The 18,146-nt window shown below is 71.1% G+C and carries 11 protein-coding genes; 6 read left to right on the top strand and 5 right to left on the bottom strand.

The window, feature by feature from the left end; translation table 11 throughout:
* Window positions 1–88 precede the first annotated feature (88 nt).
* The 5 genes from pknB (at window position 89) to RPX00_RS25035 (ending at window position 5,905) form a co-directional block, all read left to right on the top strand.
* A complete protein-coding gene (gene pknB / locus RPX00_RS25055; RefSeq protein WP_406628976.1) occupies window positions 89–2,092 on the top strand; it encodes a Stk1 family PASTA domain-containing Ser/Thr kinase in 2,004 nt (667 codons plus the stop codon).
* Window positions 2,089–2,298 carry a hypothetical protein gene (locus RPX00_RS25050; protein WP_406628974.1) on the top strand — a complete coding sequence of 70 codons (210 nt, stop codon included), beginning with the start codon at window positions 2,089–2,091 and terminating at the stop codon, window positions 2,296–2,298. The genes pknB and RPX00_RS25050 overlap by 4 nt, the downstream gene beginning before the upstream one ends.
* 47 nt (window positions 2,299–2,345) lie before the next feature.
* Window positions 2,346–3,821, top strand: a complete 1,476-nt coding sequence (locus RPX00_RS25045) for an SPFH domain-containing protein (RefSeq protein ID WP_406628972.1) — start codon at window positions 2,346–2,348, stop codon at window positions 3,819–3,821.
* Window positions 3,821–4,507 carry a hypothetical protein gene (locus RPX00_RS25040; protein WP_406628970.1) on the top strand — a complete coding sequence of 229 codons (687 nt, stop codon included), beginning with the start codon at window positions 3,821–3,823 and terminating at the stop codon, window positions 4,505–4,507. Before RPX00_RS25045 ends, RPX00_RS25040 begins: the two co-directional genes overlap by 1 nt.
* 117 nt (window positions 4,508–4,624) lie before the next feature.
* Window positions 4,625–5,905: a wax ester/triacylglycerol synthase domain-containing protein gene (locus RPX00_RS25035; RefSeq protein WP_406628968.1), complete on the top strand. Its 1,281-nt coding sequence runs from the start codon at window positions 4,625–4,627 to the stop codon at window positions 5,903–5,905.
* A gap of 46 nt (window positions 5,906–5,951) precedes the next feature.
* Here RPX00_RS25035 and RPX00_RS25030 read toward each other — a convergent pair whose 3' ends face one another.
* Window positions 5,952–7,343, bottom strand: coding sequence for a class II 3-deoxy-7-phosphoheptulonate synthase (locus RPX00_RS25030; protein ID WP_406628966.1), 1,392 nt, complete (start codon window positions 7,341–7,343; stop codon window positions 5,952–5,954).
* A 52-nt stretch (window positions 7,344–7,395) separates the two neighbouring features.
* Window positions 7,396–10,581 (bottom strand): hypothetical protein, encoded by a 3,186-nt coding sequence (locus tag RPX00_RS25025; protein WP_406628965.1) that lies wholly within the window; start codon window positions 10,579–10,581, stop codon window positions 7,396–7,398.
* Between the two features lie 167 nt (window positions 10,582–10,748).
* Between RPX00_RS25025 and RPX00_RS25020 the strand changes: the two genes are divergently transcribed.
* Window positions 10,749–11,642, top strand: a complete 894-nt coding sequence (locus tag RPX00_RS25020) for an NADP-dependent oxidoreductase (protein ID WP_406628963.1) — start codon at window positions 10,749–10,751, stop codon at window positions 11,640–11,642.
* Here RPX00_RS25020 and RPX00_RS25015 read toward each other — a convergent pair.
* The 3 genes from RPX00_RS25015 to gltB all read right to left on the bottom strand — a co-directional run bounded on the left by RPX00_RS25015 (window position 11,639) and on the right by gltB (window position 18,117).
* Window positions 11,639–12,010, bottom strand: a complete 372-nt coding sequence (locus RPX00_RS25015) for a MerR family transcriptional regulator (protein WP_406628961.1) — start codon at window positions 12,008–12,010, stop codon at window positions 11,639–11,641. The genes RPX00_RS25020 and RPX00_RS25015 overlap by 4 nt on opposite strands.
* Before the next feature lie 64 nt (window positions 12,011–12,074).
* On the bottom strand, window positions 12,075–13,583 hold the full coding sequence (locus tag RPX00_RS25010; protein WP_406628959.1) for a glutamate synthase subunit beta: 1,509 nt from the start codon (window positions 13,581–13,583) through the stop codon (window positions 12,075–12,077).
* Window positions 13,576–18,117 carry a glutamate synthase large subunit gene (gene gltB / locus RPX00_RS25005; RefSeq protein WP_406628957.1) on the bottom strand — a complete coding sequence of 1,514 codons (4,542 nt, stop codon included), beginning with the start codon at window positions 18,115–18,117 and terminating at the stop codon, window positions 13,576–13,578. Before gltB ends, RPX00_RS25010 begins: the two co-directional genes overlap by 8 nt.
* Window positions 18,118–18,146 lie beyond the last annotated feature (29 nt).

The following is an 18,146-nucleotide window of genomic DNA, read 5'->3' as shown; positions in this document are numbered from 1 at the left end:
GACACTCTGCCACATTCCCCCGTCCGGCCCACTGGTACGCACGGGTGACCCGCCCGCGGGCGCACGCCCTTCCGTACGATTGCCCACCGTGACGCGCACCCAGCCCAGCCTCGTCGGCACCCTGCTCGAACGCCGGTACCGCGTTGACCAGCTGCTGGCCAGGGGCGGGATGTCGGCCGTCTACCGGGGCCTCGACACCCGTCTCGACCGGGCGGTGGCGGTCAAGATCATGGACCCGCGGTTCGCCGACGACCGGTCGTTCGTCGACCGGTTCGTGCGCGAAGCGCGTTCGGCCGCCCAGCTGCACCACCCGAACGTGGTAGCCGTGCACGACCAGGGCTTCGACACCCCGGCGGGCCAGGACACCGGCCTCGCCTTCCTGGTGATGGAGCTGGTCGACGGCGGCACGCTGCGCGACCTGCTGGACGAGCAGGGCCAGCTGGACGTCTCGCTCGCGCTGAGCGTCGCGGAGCCGGTGCTGGCCGCGCTGGCCGCCGCGCACGCCGCCGGGCTGGTGCACCGCGACGTCAAGCCCGAGAACGTGCTCATCGGCCGCAGCGGGCAACTGGCCGGCGGCGTGGTGAAGGTCGGCGACTTCGGCCTGGTCCGCGCGGTGGCCAGCGCGGGCACCACCAGCTCGAGCGTCATCCTCGGCACCGTCGGCTACCTGGCCCCCGAACAGGTCGCCACCGGCGACACCACGGCCCGCAGCGACGTCTATTCGGCGGGCATCCTGCTGTACGAGATGCTCACCGGCCGGCTGCCCTACACCGGGGACACCGCGATCTCGGTCGCCTACCGGCACGTGAACGACGACGTCCCCCGTCCGGGCGAGCTGCGGCCGGACCTGCCGCCGGTGCTCGACGACCTGATCCTGCGCGCCACCCGCCGCGACCCGGAGCAGCGCCCGGCCGACGCGGGCGAGTTCCTGGCGCAGCTGCAGGCCGCGCGCGCCGAACTGGGCCTCCAGCCGGTCGCGGTGCCGGTGCCCCCGCCGCCGGACGGCGACCGGGTGTCCGACGTCGAGCGCACGCTCCCGAACATCCCGGCCGTCCCGCAGGGCCAGCAGACCATGCCGGTTTCCGGGCCGCGCGGCACGCGTGCGATGACCCGCGCGGTCCCCGCCGGACCCCCGCCCGGACCGCCGCCCGCCGCGCCGCCGCCCGCGGCCGCGCCGGACGAGAAGCCGCGCGACAAGCGCAAGCTGATCGCGCTGGCGATCGCCGGGGTGCTGGTGCTCGGCGGGCTGATCGGCGCGTTCGCGTTCATCCTCAGCGATTCCAAGCCGACGACCACGACCGTGCCCAAGCTTGCCGGGCTGACCCAGGCCGAGGCGGGCGACCAGCTGCGCGCGGCGAAGCTGACCCCGCGCTACAGCCAGGAGTTCGACAACACCGTCGCCGCCAACACGGTGATCAAGGTGGACCCGGCGGCGGGCACCACGCTCGCCCAGGACGCCACCGTGTCCGTGGTGGTGTCGAAGGGCAAGCCGAAGGTGCCCGACATCCAGGTCGGCACCGCGCTCGACACGGCGACGAAGGCGATCCAGGAGCAGAAGCTCACCGTCGTCCAGGGCACGCCGGAGTACAGCGACACCGCACCGAAGGGCACCGTCGTGAGCGTGAGCCCGGCCGCGGGCACCCCGGTGGACGTGGGCGGCCAGGTGACGCTGGTGCTGTCCAAGGGCCAGGAACCGCTGCCGCCGGTGCCGGACGTCACCGGCCGGTCCAAGGACGAGGCGTTCCAGATCCTCAAGCAGTCCGGCTTCGACCCGCAGGACGGCGGCGAGGAGTTCTCGCAGAGCGTGCCCGCGGGTGCGGTGACCCGGACCGACCCGGCGGCGGGTTCGCCGGGCAGCAAGAAGGTCAAGGTCTACGTCTCGAACGCGGTGCAGGTCCCGGACGTGCGCTACCGCCCGTTCGACGCCGCCGCGCAGGCGCTCAAGGAGGCCGGGCTCGAGGTCGACCGCAAGGGCGGCGACGGGCACGGGCACGGCGGCGGCGGTTTCGACTTCGTCCTGCAGCAGGACCCGGCGCCGGGCACGTTCGTGCCCAAGGGCACCAAGGTCAAGATCCGGGGGTTCGGCGGATGATCGGCAGCCGCGGCCGCGTCACCGGCACCGTCGGACCGGGCCTGATCGGCGAGGTGCTGCTGAGCGTCCGCGGCGGCACCGAGGCGTTTTACGCCTATTCGGCCGAACCGGAAGCCAGTTTCCCGGTCGGAACCCCCGTTCTGGTGGTCGATTTCGAGCCCCCGCGCACGGTCTACGTGGAAAGGTGGCAACCACTGCGCGCTTGACCGCGTCGCAGTGGGGTCAAGCCATCTGAATACCGCTGCGAGGGGCTATGGAAATCTGGGTCATCGTGGTGATCGCGGTCGTCGCCGTGATCCTGCTGTTCGGTCTGCTGCGGATCCTGTACAAGGTCGCGGAGCCGAACGAGGCGCTCATCATCTCCGGCTGGGGCGTGCGCGTCGAACGCAGCGAAACCGCCGACAGCCTCGGGTTCAAGATCGTCACCGGCCGGGGCGTGAACGTGCTGCCCGGCTTCCAGACCGCGCGCCGGCTGTCGCTGGACACCCGAGGGGTGAACCTGCAGGTCTCGTGCGTGACGAAACAGGGCCTCCCGGTCACCGTGCGCGCGGTCGTGATCTACAAGGTCGGCGACGATTTCGCCTCGATCGCCAACGCCGCCCGCCGGTTCCTCGACCAGCAGAAGGGCATGAACGACACCATCCACGAGCTGTTCTCCGGGCATCTGCGGTCGATCGTGGGCGGGCTGACCATCGAGGAGATGATCCACAACCGGGACGCGCTGACCGGCGAGGTCCGCCAGTCGTCGGCGACCGAGATGATCAAGCTCGGGCTGATCGTGGACTCGCTGCAGATCCAGGAGATCGACGACGAGTCCAGCTACATCGTCAACCTCGGCAAACCGCACGCGGCCGCGATCGCCGCCGCCGCGCGGATCGCCGAGGCGCAGCGCGACCAGGAGGCCACCGAGGCCGAGCAGGTCGCCGCCGCGCGCAAGGCGGGCGCGATCCGGGAGAGCCAGATCCAGCAGGCCGGGTACCAGGCCGAGGTGGACCAGGCCAAGGCGAAGGCGAGCCAGTCCGGTCCGCTGGCCGAGGCGACCGCGCGCCAGGAGGTCGTGGTCCAGGAGACCAGGGCCGCCGAACTGGAGGCGGCGCTGTCCGAGCAGCGGCTGCAGTCGCAGGTCCGCAAGCCCGCCGACGCGAAGGCGTACGAAACGCGCACCACGGCCGACGCGGAACGCGACGCGCAAATCGCCCGCGCCCAGGCGCAGGCGAAGGAAACCGAGCTGCGGGCGGGCGCGGACGCGACCAGGGTCAAGACCGCGGCGGAGGCCGAAGCGCAGGCCACGAAGGCCCGTGCGGAAGCCAGCGCGAGTGCGACGAAGGCCACTGGCGAGGCCGAAGCGGCGGCGGCCAAGGCGAAGGGCCTCGCGGACGCCGACGCGGCGAAAGCCCAAGGTCTGGCCGAAGCCGAAGCGGCGAAAGCGAAGGGGCTCGCCGAGGCCGAGGCGATCAAGGCGCGCGCGGCCGCACTGGCGGAGAACCAGGAGGCTGTGGTAGCACAACAGCTGGCCGAGCGCTGGCCGGAGATCGTCGAAGCCGGCGCGAAGGCCTTCGGCAATGTCGACCACATGGTGGTCCTGAACGGCGCGGACGGGATGTCGGACATGTTCACCAAGGCGCTCTCGCTCGGCGGCACGGGCCTCGGCCTCGCCCGCCAGCTGATGGACGCCATGGGCGCCAAGCAGCCCGAGTCCGGCGGCGGCCTCGCCCCTCGCGAGGACTGATGAGCTTCTTCACGGACGGTCCTCGCGAGCGCCCCCTGTTCCCGGTGCGGGAACAGGAGCTGTTCGGCTACGAGGGCCGTCCGTGGACCGGCCCGCCCGCCGACCACATCGTGCCCGCGCTGCTGCCGTGGGCGACGCCGCTGGGCCGCTCCGAACGCACGATCGTGGCGCTGCGCGCGGTCGAGGTGTGGCCGGAGGCGATGACGTTGCGGATCGCGGTGTATTCGCGCGACCGCATGGACGGCGCGCCGCTGGTCGCCCACCGGCGCATCCCGGACTACAACTCGCTGCTGGTCGGCGTGCTGTTCCCGGACGGCGGACGGGCCAGCTCGGAAACCGTTTCGGTGCCCAGCGCGGGCGAACCGCACGAACCGGTGCTGCGCGTCGAGGACGCTGGCGGTTCGGAATTCCACTACGAGCACGCGGTCTTCGTGTGGCCGCTGCCCAGCGCCGGTCCGCTGAAGGTGATCGTGCAGTGGCTCGACCGCGAGATCCCGGAGACGCACACGAAGCTCGACGGCGGACGGCTGCGCGCGGCGGCGCTCGACGCGGGCGAACTGTGGCCGGGGCTGCCGAAGCGGCCGGGCAACGGCGTCGCGATGCGCCAGATCGCCGCGGAGGCGAACGAGGCCCCCGCCGGCCCCGGCCTGCCGCAGCGGCTGCCGCGGCGTGCCACGGGTGAGTGAAATTTCGCGGAATTAGCGTCCTGGCAACATAACGGCCGTCCGCCTGTCATACCCGAGTAGTGTCGTGACATTCGCCCTCGACATTCGCACTCGACGCCGGACGTTGGAAGGTGGACCATGGCACCTGCCCCGCTCAGCTCGCTCGATGTCGCTTTTCTTTGTCTCTCCAGGGAAACCGCGCCGATGCACATGGGCGTGGCCCTCGTGTTCGCGCCGGAGGAGCCGGTCCGCCCGGAGCGGATCACCGAGCTGCTCGCGCGGCGCGCGGCGAATATTCCGCCGCTGCGCCGGAAAATCCGCGCCGAGCTGTTCCCGCCGGGGGCCGCGACCTGGGTGGACGACCCGGATTTCCAGGCAGTGAAACACATCCGCCACCATCGGCTCACCACGCTGTACGACCCGGACCCGCTGCCGGAGTTCGCCGCGCGGTGGATCGCCGAACCGCTCGACCCGCGCCGTCCGTTGTGGGAACTCACTGTGGTGACGGGCTTTCCGGACGGCGGTTTCGCGGTGTTGCTGAAACTGCACCACGCGCTCACGGACGGAGCAGGCGCTTACGCCGTCACGGTCGGATTGCTCGACGGAAAGCCGTTGCCGGAGCCCGCTCCGGCGATCCCGCGGCCCCGTTCGCCGCTGAGCGCGGTGCGGGATACGTTGGAGACAGCGGGAATCGCGTCTTCGGTCGTCCGTGCGGCCCGGCCGCCGTGCCTCCCGCTGGCCGCGCCCGCCACCGCCGAACGGTGCCTCGGTTTCGCCCGGCTGGCCTCGGCCGATCTTCGCCGGATCCGGCGAACGCACGGCGGCACCACGAACGACGTCGTGCTCGCGGTGCTGTCCGGGGCATTGCGCGAATGGCTCGTCAACCGCGGCATTCGCGCGACCGGACGGTCCGTGCGCGCGCTGATTCCCGTGAGCGTGCGCGGGAGAGCGGCCGAGCAAGTGGGCGGGAACAAGCTTTCCGGCTATTTGTGCGATCTGCCGATCGGAGTGGACGATCCCGTGCGGCGGCTGACCGAGGTGCGCGAGGCGATGGCCCGCAACAAAGCCGCCGGGCCGACGCGGGGGGCCGGGGCGTTCCCGTTGCTGGCCGAGCGGGTGCCCGCGGCGCTGCACTGGCTGGGCACGCGAACCGCCGGGCTGGCCGCGCCGCTGCTGTTCGACCTGGTGGTGACGACGGTGCCGGTGCCGCCCGCCCGGCATGCGCTCGCCGGTTCGCCGCTGACGCAGGTGTACCCGTTCGTGCCGCTGGCCCCGCGCCAGGCGGTGGGCATCGCGGTGGCTCCCTACCGCGACAGTGTCCACATCGGACTGCAGGCGAACCGGGAGGCGGTGGAGGATCTCGGGTCGCTGCGGGACGCGGTGGCCAAGTCGGCGGCCGAACTTCTGGACGCGTCGTGAGTGCTGATCCCGGTTCTCACCGTGATCAGCACTCACGAGCGGATGGTCAGCCGCGCAGCATCTCCGCGACCAGGAAGGCCAGCTCCAGCGACTGCTGGGTGTTGAGCCGGGGGTCGCACGCGGTCTCGTAGCGGCCGGAGAGGTCGACGTCGGAGATTTCCTGTGCCCCGCCGAGGCATTCGGTGACGTCCTCGCCGGTCAGTTCGACGTGGATGCCGCCGGGGTAGATGCCGAGCTTGCGGTGCACCTCGAAGAAGCCCTGGACCTCGTCGACGATGCGGTCGAAGTGCCGGGTCTTGTAGCCGGTGGACGATTCGTGCGTGTTGCCGTGCATCGGGTCGCACTGCCAGATGACCTTGTGCCCGGACGATTCGACCTTTTCGACGATCGCGGGCAGCACCTCGCGGACCTTGCCGTTGCCCATCCGCGAGATGAGCGTGAGCCGCCCCGGCTCGCTGCGCGGGTCGAGCCGTTCGACGTACTCGAGCGCTTGCTCGGGCGTCGTCGTCGGGCCGATCTTGAGCCCGATCGGGTTCGACAGCAGTTCGGCGAACGCGATGTGCGCGCCGTCCAGCTGCCGGGTGCGCTCGCCGATCCACAGGAAGTGCGAGGACAGGTTGTACAGCTTCGGATTCGCCGCGTCGGCCCGGTCCAGCCGCAGCATGGCGCGCTCGTAGTCGAGCAGCAGCGCCTCGTGGCTGGCGAAGATCTCGGTGTACTGCAGGGAGGAGTCGGTGACGCCGCAGGCGTTCATGAACCGCAGGCCGCGGTCGATCTCGGCGGCGAGCGCCTCGTACCGCTCCCCCGCCGGCGAGGAGGACACGAAGTCCTTGTTCCAGTCGTGCACCTGGTGCAGGTCGGCCATGCCGGCCCCGGTGAGCGCGCGGACGAGGTTCATCGCCGCGCCCGCGTTCGCGTAGGCGCGGATCATCCGGCCCGGGTCCGGCACCCGCAGCTCCGGCTTGGCGACGAGCGAGTTGATGATGTCGCCGCGGTAGACGGGCAGCCCGAGCGCGTCGGTGCCGGACGAGCGCGGCTTCGCGTACTGGCCCGCGATCCGGCCGACCTTCACCACCGGAAGGCTGGCCCCGTAGGTGAGCACGACGGCCATCTGCAGCAGCGTGCGCAGATTCGCCCGGATGTGCGGTTCGGTGTTGGACTCGAACGTCTCCGCGCAGTCGCCGCCCTGCAGCAGGAACGCCTCCCCGCGGGCCACCATGGCGAGCCGGCTCTTCAACCGGTCGATCTCGGCGGGCACGGTGATCGGCGGCACGCTCTCCAGCACGCCGCGCACCCGCTTGGCCAGCGCGACGTCCGGCCACTCCGGCTGCTGCGCGGCGGGCAGCGACAAGGCGGTGTCGAGGCGGTCCCGCAGCTCAGGAGGCAACGGCGGCAGCTCGGGGAGAGTGTCTACGGGAACGTCGACTGTCCAGTTCACGCGTCTCAGGATAGGGTCTGCCACGTTTGCCCGGACCGTCGGGCGGCGAGGGTCACGCGTCCGGGTCCTCTTGGCGGTAGAGGGCGCCGAAGCGGTCGGCTACGTCGAGGAGACCGGCGAGTTCGTCGGTGTCCAGGGCGGGGACGATGACGGACCAGTGGCCGAGAGCCAGCGCCTCGGCGAGGATCCGGCGGCGGTCCTCGGCAGGTGCGGCTTCGGCGATTTCGACCAGGAGCCGGGCTCGGTCGTCCGGGAGCTGCAGGAGCCGGACCCGTTCGAGCGCGCGCGGAAGGTCGTGCCTGGCCAGCTCCGGCAGGAAAGCCGCGGTCGCCAGGTCCCGGTGCCGCCCTTCGGCGAAGCTCTCCAGCACGGCCTCTGCCTGGTCGACGTGCCCGGCCGCGGCCAGTTCCCGTACCAAGGCCCGCCGCGCGTCGAAGGCGTCGTGCTCCTCGAGGAAACCGCACAGTTCGAGCGCGGCCCCGACTTCGCCGCGCGCGGCCAGGTCCGGTATTCCGTCCAAGAGGGCGAGGCCGCGGCTGGCGTCGTTCCCGCCCGCGGCGAGCGACACCAGGTCGGCCGGTTCCCCCACCGCGCACAGAATCCTGATCCGGGCGGAGACGAAACCCTCGCCGGACACCGCCATCCCCTTCCGGACATGTGCCGCCAGCCGGGCCAGCGCGGCGTGGTCGCCGGCGGAACGCAGCCGCCGGGCGAGCACCACCAGCGGCTCTGCCGCCTGGTGCGGAAGCTCGAGACTGACGACCAGGTCCTCGGCGATCCGCACATCGCCGCGTGCGGCGACCAGATTCGCCAGCTCGCGGATTTCGCGCCCGTCGCTCCAGCTCTCCCGCACCACCGGCGCGAGCAGCTCGGCTCGCCGCACGTCGCCGGCCTGCACCACCGCCGCGGCCAACGCGGTGATCGCGTCCGCGGTGCGCCAGTCGCTCACCGGACGCCGGGCGAGCGCCTCCGCGCGTTCGGCTGCTTCGCGAGCGCGCACGGGGTCGCCTGCCGAGAGCAGAGTCTCGGCGAGGAGCGCATACCGGCGCACGTCGTACTCCCGCTCGAGAAACGAACGACGCTCCGACGAGAACCGGCCTGCCCACCGGAACGCGGCGTCGACGTCGCCGTTGCGCGCGAGTGCTTCGACGTACGAGGTGATCGCGCCGTCCCGCGCGAAGGCGTTGGTCAGCGACTCCAGGACGTCCGGAATGCCGGCCAACCGCCCGGTCTCGGCCAGCGCCGGCACCAGTGTCCGCGAAAACACGCGTTCTCGTTTCTCGGCGGAGAACCTCGAGCCGAACGCGGCGATCGTTTCCGCCGGATCGTCCGCCGCCGCCAGCGCAGCGACCAGGTCGATGCGTAGCACTACGTCGTCCACGCGCCATTCGAGAGCCAGTTCGCGTGCCTGGGCGATTTCTCCGCGCCGGTACAGCTCATGCGCCAGCGCCGAGCGGGTCCGGGCTCGACGGTGCGCGTCCGACACCGCGTCCGCCAGGTCAGCCGCTACCGGACGGCCGATCGCCAGCACCGCCAGATCGTGCAAGGTGTCGTCCCGGACGCGTTCGTCGGCGATCTGCCCGGCCAGCGTCGCGAGAGCGGCGAAATCCGGCTCCGGGCCGAGCGCGGCGGTCAGCGCCCGGACCAGCTTGCGCCGGTCCGGGCTCAGCCGCGGAAGAATCTGCACCGACGCCCGTGCTTCGCCGTTGCCCGCCGCGGACACCGCGATTTCCGCGAGCAGGGCGTCGCGCAAGTCCGGGTCGTGCTCGTCTTCGAGCAGCTGCCCGGCGCGATCGAGCCGCCCGCCGCGGACGAGCGCGCCGGCCAGCCCGAGCAGCGCCCGCCTGCGCGGCGCCGGCTCGGTCATCGACTGCGCCAGCGCCGTCGCGTGCTCGATCTTCCCCAGCTCGGCCCACGTCGCGGGCAGCCGTTCGGGCGTGATTTTGTTGCGGTGCCGGAAATTGCTCCGATACATGTCGAGCATGATCAGCTCGACCAGATCGGGCTGCTCGGACGCGAGCACCGCCGTCCGCGCGGCCTCCAGCTCCGCCATCGCGGTCAGGTCGCCGCCGGTCGCGTCCAGCATGCGCTGGTGTCTCGCCGGGTCCGTCGCCAACTCCACCAGTGCGGCCGCGTCTCCGGTCTCCTGAACCAGCTGGAAGTAGCCGCGCAGGAGGAACTGCGGCGTGCCCGGCGGCCAGCCGTCGCGGCGATACCGGTCGGCCCATTCGTCGATCGCGGACCGATACCGCGACAGTTCGGCCTGCCCCAGCGCTTCGACGGCTTCCCGCCGCAGGTTCTCGTGCCCCAGCAAGTAGATCTCCGGGGCCCGATGCGGATGCCAATGCGCGGGACGGCGGGTGAACGAGCGGCTCGCCCCGCTGTTGAGCACCCGCTCGACGTCGCGGCGGCGGCGCTGGGTCAGCTCGGCGAGGTCGTAGCTGGTGAGACCGCCCCGTGCGGCGACCAGGAACCCCAGCAGGTCCTGTTCCCCGGCCGGACCTCGCAGCAACGCGTCGAGTTCGCGCTCCATGTCGGCCTTCGCCGCGACGGCCGCCGGGGAGAAGGCCAAGGGGCGTTCGATGCCGGGAGCGCGCAGCGGGTGGTCGGACCGCACGTCCGGCGGCACATCCGGGTTGAGGCGGCTCGCCACGATCACCCGCAGGCCGTTCTCCGGATACGGGAGCAGCGCGGCGATGCTGTGCCCGCCGGGGCCCGCGCCGCGGTCCTCGTCCAGGCCGTCGACGACCAGGACCAGTCGTTCCCCGCGGGCTCGGCAGTGGGCGGCGGCGTCGGCGAAGACGGCGTGGAGGTTGCGGGCGGACGGGTCTTTCGCGGTCTCCAGGACTTCCGCCAGCTGCTCTTGGACGACGTCCACGAACGCCTCGCGGGTGTCGTCGCCAAGGGAGCGCGCCGTGACGAAGAAGGAAACCACGCGCACGCGCTCCGGCGGATTCAGCACGAACGTCGCCATCAGAGCCGATTTCCCCGTCCACGGCGCGGCCCGCCACCACACGTAGTCCGGGCCGGCGGGGTCGGTGCAGAATTCGGCCAGCTCGGCGAGTTCGCCCGCGCGGCCGATCAGCTCCGGCGGCGCGACCTGGCGGACCCAGTGCCGGTACCGCGACCGGGCGGGCGGTGCGGCGGCGTACACCGTGTCCGCGTGCCCCACCTGGACTACCTTGCCGCCGGTGACCGGGCCCAGGATCTGGTTCGTCACCCGCGCGTCTTCGTCCATCGCCCCTCCTCCCGCGGCTCAGCTTCTCACGAAACCCACAGAAGGAAACGGGCCCCGGCGCGCCCGAGCGGCCTTCGGCACCGTGTCGTCCCGGTCACATCGGATGGAAGTTGACACCGGTGTCAGCACCTAGCGTCGGTCCCGAATCGACCGTGATGGAGGAGTAAATGAGCACCGCCTTGGGATATCGGGCGTTCGGCACCGCCGAGGTCCAGGAGTTCTTCGACCGGCCGGACCCTGCGCCCGGTCCCCACGAGGTTCTCGTGCGCGTCGCGGCCGCGGGGGTGAATCCGCTCGATCATCTGCTGCGGTCCGGGCACGTTCCCGACCTGAGCGGGGACCTGCCGTTTCCCCGGGTCATCGGGATGGAAGCGGCGGGGACGGTGCTCGCGACCGGGAAGGACGTGACCGGGCTCGGCGTTGGCGATCGGGTTACCGGGTTCGCGCTGACCGGGGCGGGCACGTACGCGGAGACGACGCTGCTGCTCGGCGAGTCCACCGCCCGTATCCCGGACACGCTGCCGTGGACCTGGGCGGCGACCATCCCAGTCGCGGGTACCACGGCGCTGGATGTGCTCGACCAGCTCGACCTGGAGCTGGGCGCGGCACTGCTGGTGAACGGGATCGGCGGCGGGGTCGGCATCGCGGTGGCGCAGCTCGCGCGGGACCGGGGGCTGGTGGTGACGGGCACGGGCAGCGCGGCCAAGCGGGGACTCGCGACGAAGTACGGGGCAGCGTTCATCGACTACACGGCGGGCAGCGTCGTGGGCCGGTTCGACGCGGTGGTCGACACCGTTGGCGGCCAGTCCCTGCGTGAAGTCGCACCGTTGACGAGGAAGCTCATCTCGGTCGGAGACCAGTCGGTGACCGAACTCGGCGGGGAGTTCGTCCGTCGTCGCGTTGATCGGACGGGTCTGGAGCGGGTCGCCGAGTTGATGGCCGAGGGGCGGCTCGATCCGCACATCACGGAGACCTACCCGCTCGCTAGGGCGCAGGAGGCGTTGGCGCTCGTCGAATCGCGCCACGCGGCGGGCAAGTTAGTGATCGACCTGAGTCGCTAGCAGGAGCTGCCCTCGCCCTGCCGGTATCGGGTGTTCGCTTCGATCAGGACGTCGAGGGCGTCCCGGGCCTCGACGCGGCGGGCGATGTCGGCGGTCAGCCGGTCGCGTTCGGACACCATGGTGGTGAAAGCGTCTTCGATGACGGCTTCGTCGGCGCTGTGCACGCAGGGCAGCAGCCGGGCGATTACCTTGCTGTGCAAGCCCGCGTCGAACAACCGGCGGATGAGTTCGACCCGCTCGACCTCATCCGCTGGGTAGTGCCGCTGCCCGCCGGCGGAGCGTGTGCTCTGCATCAGGCCCTGCTGCTCGTAGTAGCGCAGCGAGCGGGTGCTGACTCCGGTCCGCTGGGCTAGTTCACCGATCCGCATAACATCCAGCGTAAAGAAAACGGGCCCCGGCGCGCCGTTGCGCCGGGGCCCGAGACGGGGCCGATCACACCACCGCGAGCGGCAACGCGGTCGGGTGCACGGGTGCGGGCAGGTCCGAGTCTCCGGTCAGGAACGTGTCCACCGCGGCGGCCACCGAGCGGCCTTCGGCGATGGCCCACACCACGAGCGAGGCGCCGCGGTGGGCGTCGCCGCAGACGAAGACGCCGGGGGTTTCCGTCTGCCAGTCCGAACCGCACGACAGAGTGCCGCGGCGGGTCAGGCTCAGGTCCAGGCCTTCCAGGAGCGGCATTTCCTCCACGCCCTCGAAGCCGATCGCCAGCAGCACCAGGTCCGCGGGCAGGGTTTCGACCTCTTCGGTGACCGGGATGACCTCGCGACGGCCGGTTTCCGGATCCTTCTGCACGCGGACTTCCTGCAGTTCCACGGCTTTCACGTGCCCGTTGCCGTCGTCGACGAACCGCTTGACCGCCACAGCGAACTTCCGCTCGCCCGCTTCCTCGTGCGCCGGGTAGGTGCGCAGGATGTACGGCCAGGTCGGCCACGGCGACCGCTCGTCGTCGCGGGTCTGCGGCGGCGTCGGGTACTGGTCGAGCTGGGTGACCGACAGCGCGCCTTGGCGGGTGGCGGTGCCGTAGGAGTCCGCGCCGGTGTCGCCGCCGCCGATGATCACGACGTGCTTGCCATTCGCGTCCACTGGGGACGGACCGTCGCCCTCCACGAACTTGTTGGCCGGCACCAGGTGTTCCATCGCCAGGTGAATGCCGTGCAGCGAACGGCCCGGCGTGGTGCGGTCGTCGCGGCCGCGCAGGGCGCCGACGGCGAGCACCACCGCGTCGTACTGCGCGCGCAGGTCTTCCACCGACAGATCGACGCCGACCTCGCAGCCGGTGACGAACTTCGTGCCCTCCTTGCGCAGCTGCGCGAGCCGCCGGTCGAGGACCTTCTTCTCCATTTTGAACTCGGGAATGCCGTACCGCAGCAGGCCGCCGAGCCGGTCGTCGCGTTCGAACACGGTGACCTCGTGGCCCGCGCGGGTCAGCTGCTGCGCCGCGGCGAGCCCGGCCGGGCCGGAGCCGACGACGGCCACCTTGCGGCCCGAGGACACCTCGGCCGGCTGCGGCTGCACGTATCCGGCTTCCCACGACTGCGCCGCGATCGTCTCCTCGACGCGCTTGATCGCCACCGGCCCGCCGGACAGCGGCGAAATCGACAGCACACAACCCGCCTCGCACGGCGCCGGGCACAGCTTCCCGGTGAATTCCGGGAAATTGTTGGTGGCGTGCAAGCGATCGCTCGCCGCCGCCCAGTCGCCGCGGCGGACGAGATCGTTCCATTCCGGGATCAGGTTGCCCAGCGGACAGCCGGAACCGCCGGAATGGCAGAACGGGATGCCGCAGTCCATGCACCGCGACGCCTGCGTGCGCACCTGCTCGTTGCGCTCCTCCGGCGCGACGTCCGCGTAGACCTCGCCCCACGAGGAAAGCCTTTCCTCGTAAGACTTCTTCTTCGGCTCTTGCCGTTCGTACTTCAGAAAACCGGTGGGGTCAGCCACGAGCCGCCTCCATGATCGCTTCGTCGACGTCGCGGCCCGCAGCGCGCGCTGCCTTCGCCGCATCGAGGACCCGCTGGTAATCGCGCGGCATCACCTTGGTGAACGCCGCCGCGCGCCGGGTCCAGTCGCCGAGCAGCGACGCGGCCACGGCCGAGCGGGTGAGGTCGTGGTGCTGCCGCACGATCTGCTTGAGCCAGGCCAGGTCGTCCGGATCCGGCGGAAGCAGGTCCACCATGTCCTGGTTGACCTTCGCGCGGTCGAGGTCGAGCACGAACGCGCTGCCGCCGGACATCCCGGCCGCCAGGTTCCGCCCGGTCGGGCCGAGCACCACCGCGCGGCCGCCGGTCATGTACTCGAAAGCGTGGTCCCCCACGCCCTCGGCCACGACCGTCGCGCCGGAGTTGCGGACGCAGAACCGTTCGCCGACCTGCCCGCGCAGGAACATCTCGCCGGACGTCGCACCGTAGGCCAGCGTGTTGCCCGCGATCGTCTGCTGTTCGGCGGCGAAGCTCGCGTCCGGATGCGGGCGGACCACGATCCGTCCGCCGGACAGGCCCTTGCCGACGTAGTCGTTCGCGTCGCCGACCATTTCCAGCGTGATGCCGCGCGGCAGGAACGCGCCGAGCGACTGCCCGGCCGAACCGGTGAGCAGCACGTGGATCGTGCCGTCCGGAAGGCCCTCGCCGCCGTAGCGGCGGGTGATCTCCGAGCCCAGCAGCGTGCCGACGGTGCGGTTCACGTTGCGCACCGGCAGCTCCAGGCGCACCGGATGCGCGTCCTCCAGCGCCGCCTCGGCGAGCTGGATGAGCGTGCGGTCGAGGGCGTGCGCCAGGCCGTGGTCCTGCTCGCGCACGCGCCGCTTCGCACCGCCGTACGGCGTCTCCGCGGGCATGTCGAACACCGGGCCGAGGTCGAGCCCGGAGGCCTTCCAATGCTGGACAGCCTCGTCGGTGTCGAGCATCTCGGCGTGCCCGATCGCCTCGTCGAGCGTGCGGAAGCCCAGCTGTGCCAAGGTTTCCCGCACCTCCTCGGCGACGAACTCGAAGTACCGCACCACGTGGTCGGCCTGCCCGGTGTAGCGCTTGCGCAGCTCCGGGCTCTGCGTGGCGACGCCGACCGGGCACGTGTCGAGGTGACAGACGCGCATCATGATGCAGCCCGCCACGACCAGCGGGGCCGTCGCGAAACCGTATTCCTCGGCGCCGAGCAGCGCGGCGATCACGACGTCGCGGCCGGTCTTCATCGCACCGTCCACCTGCACCGTGATCCGGTCGCGCAAACCGTTGAGCAGCAACGTCTGCTGCGTTTCGGCGAGCCCGATCTCCCACGGCGTGCCGGCGTGCTTGAGCGAGTTCATCGGCGACGCGCCGGTGCCGCCGTCGTGCCCGGAGATCAGCACGACGTCCGCGTGCGCCTTGGACACGCCCGCCGCGACCGTGCCGACGCCCAGCGAGGACACCAGCTTCACGTGGATGCGGGCCTTCTCGTTGGCGTTCTTGAGGTCGTGGATCAGCTGCGCCAGGTCCTCGATCGAGTAGATGTCATGGTGCGGCGGCGGCGAAATCAGCCCGACGCCCGGCGTCGAATGCCGCGTGCGCGCGATCCACGGATACACCTTGTTCGGCGGCAGCTGCCCGCCCTCGCCCGGCTTCGCGCCCTGCGCCATCTTGATCTGGATGTCGTCGGCGTTGACCAGGTACTCGCTCGTGACGCCGAACCGGCCGGACGCGACCTGCTTGATCGCGCTGCGCCGCTGCGGGTCGTACAGCCGCTCCGGGTCCTCGCCGCCCTCGCCGGTGTTGGACCGGCCGCCGATGCGGTTCATCGCGATGGCCAGCGTTTCGTGCGCCTCGGCCGAAATCGAGCCGTACGACATCGCCCCGGTGTTGAACCGGCGCAGGATCGCCGACGCGGGCTCGACCTCGTCCAGCGGGATCGGCTCGCGCGCACCGTCGCGGAACTTGAACAGCCCGCGCAGCGTGCCGCCCTCGCGGTAGAGCCGGTGCACCTCTTCGGTGTACTTGCGGTACACCTCGTCGCGCCCGGTCTTCGACGCGTGCTGCAGCAGGAACACCGTCTCCGGCGTGAACAGGTGCAGCTCGCCCTCGCGGCGGTACGCGTACTCGCCGCCGGTGTCCAGTCCTCGGTGGACCCGGTCGGTCGGGTTGTCCGGGTACGCCCGGCGGTGCCGCACCGCGACCTCTTCGGCAAGCACGTCCAGCCCCACGCCGCCGAGCTTCGACGACGTTCCGGTGAAGTACTCGTCGAGCAGTTCCTGGCTCAGGCCAAGGGATTCGAACACCTGCGCCGCGGTGTACGCGCCGACGGTGGAGATGCCCATTTTGGACATGATCTTCAGGACGCCCTTGACGAGCGCCTGCACGTAGCTGCGGACCGCCTTCGCCGGTTCGATGCCGGTGATCGCGCCCTGGCTGATCATGTCTTCGATGGTTTCGAAGGCGAGGTACGGGTTCACCGCCGCCGCGCCGTAGCCGAGCAGCAGCGCGATGTGGTGCACCTCGCGGGCGTCGCCGGTCTCCACGACCAGCGCGACGCGCAGCCGCTCCTTGGTGCGCACCAGATGGTGGTGCACCGCGGAAACCAGCAGCAGCGACGGGATCGGGGCCATCCGGTGGTCGGAATCGCGGTCGGACAGCACGAGCGTGCGCGCCCCGCCCGCGATCGCCTCGGACGCGTCGCGCCGCACCCGCTCGATCGCCGCCGCCAGCGCCTCCGCCCCGCCGTCCACTTCGTACAGTCCGGAAAGGACGCTGCAGGCGAAACCGGGCAGATCGCCGTCGTCGTTGATGTGGATGAGCTTGGCCAGCTCGTCGTTGTCGATCACCGGGTACGGCAGGTTCAGGTGCCGGCACGACGCGGGACCCGGCGCGAGCAGATTGCGCTCCGGACCCATGATCCGGCTCATCGACGTGACCAGCTCCTCGCGGATCGCGTCCAGCGGCGGGTTGGTGACCTGCGCGAAGTTCTGCTTGAAGTAGTCGTACAGCAGCCGCGACCGCTTCGACAGCACGGCGACCGGGGTGTCCGAGCCCATCGACCCGATCGGCTCGGCCCCGTTGGCGGCCATCGGCGCGAGCAGGATCTTCAGTTCCTCCTCGGTGTAGCCGAACGCGAGCTGGCGGCGCAGCACCGAATCGTGGCTCTGCACCACGTGGTCGCGGTCGGGCAGCTCGGCGATCTTGAGCAGCCCGGCGTGCAGCCAGTCGCTGTACTGCTGTTTGCGCGCCAGCGCGGACTTGACCTCTTCGTCGTCCACGATCCGGCCCGCGGCGGTGTCCACGAGGAACATCCGGCCGGGCTGCAGCCGTCCCTTCGCGACGACGTTTTCCGGGGCCACGTCGAGGACTCCGGCCTCGCTGGCGAGCACCACGCGGTCGTCGGCGGTGCGCCACCAGCGCGCCGGGCGCAGGCCGTTGCGGTCGAGCACCGCGCCGACGAGCGTGCCGTCGGTGAAAGTCACGCACGCCGGGCCGTCCCACGGCTCCATCAGGCTGGCGTGGAACTGGTAGAAGGCGCGCCGTTCCGGGTCCATCGAGGTGTGGTTCTCCCACGCCTCCGGGATCATCATCAGCACCGCGTGCGGCAGCGAGCGGCCGGCGAGGTGGAGCAGCTCCAGCACCTCGTCGAAGGACGCCGAGTCCGACGCGTCGGCCGAGCAGATCGGGTACAGCCGCGAGAGATCGCCCGGCAGCACGTCGGATTCGAGCAGCGCTTCCCGGGCGCGCATGCGGTTGCGGTTGCCGCGGATCGTGTTGATCTCGCCGTTGTGCGCCACGAACCGGAACGGGTGCGCGAGCGGCCACGACGGGAAAGTGTTGGTGGAGAACCGGGAGTGCACGAGCGCGATCGCGCTGGTGAGCCGGGAATCGCGCAGGTCGGGGAAGAACCGCGGCAGCTGCTCGGGCGTGAGCATGCCTTTGTAGACGATCGTGCGCGCGGACAGCGACGGGAAGTACGTGCCGCAGCCGGAAGCGAGGCTTTCGTGCTCGACGCGCTTGCGCAGGCAGAACGCCAGCCGGTCCAGCTCCAGGCCGGTTTCGCCGTGCGGGGACGACACGAACAGCATCGCGAAGTGCGGCATCACCGAACGCGCGGTGGGGCCGATCTCCGCGCCGTCGGTGTCGACCGGAACCTCGCGCCAGCCAAGGACAGTGAGCCCTTCCTCGGCGGCGATCCGTTCGGTGAGGCCGATCGCCTTGCGGCGCTGCTCGTCCTCGGCGGGCAGGAACGCGATCCCGGCGGCGAACGCGCCGCTCGCGGGCAGCGGGAAACCCGCCTCGGCGCGCAGCAGTTCGTCGGGCAGCTGCAGCAGGATCCCGGCGCCGTCGCCGCTCGTCGGCTCGGCTCCCGCGGCTCCGCGGTGGTCGAGATTCGTGAGCGCGGAGAGACCGTCGGTGACGATGCCGTGCGTGCGGCGGCCCTGGACGTCGGCGACCATGGCGACGCCGCAGGAATCCTGCTCGGTGTCCGGGTCGTACAGACCCTGCTTGCCGGGGATGGCGGAGAAGATCATGGAAAAGGGACCTCCTTCGTCGTTTCGTG

The organism is Amycolatopsis sp. WGS_07 (assembly GCF_045278895.1).
In the GTDB taxonomy this organism is placed as follows: Bacteria; Actinomycetota; Actinomycetes; order Mycobacteriales; family Pseudonocardiaceae; genus Amycolatopsis.
The sequence above is the reverse complement of the archived record's forward strand: the minus strand, read 5'-3'. Positions and strand labels throughout refer to the sequence as shown.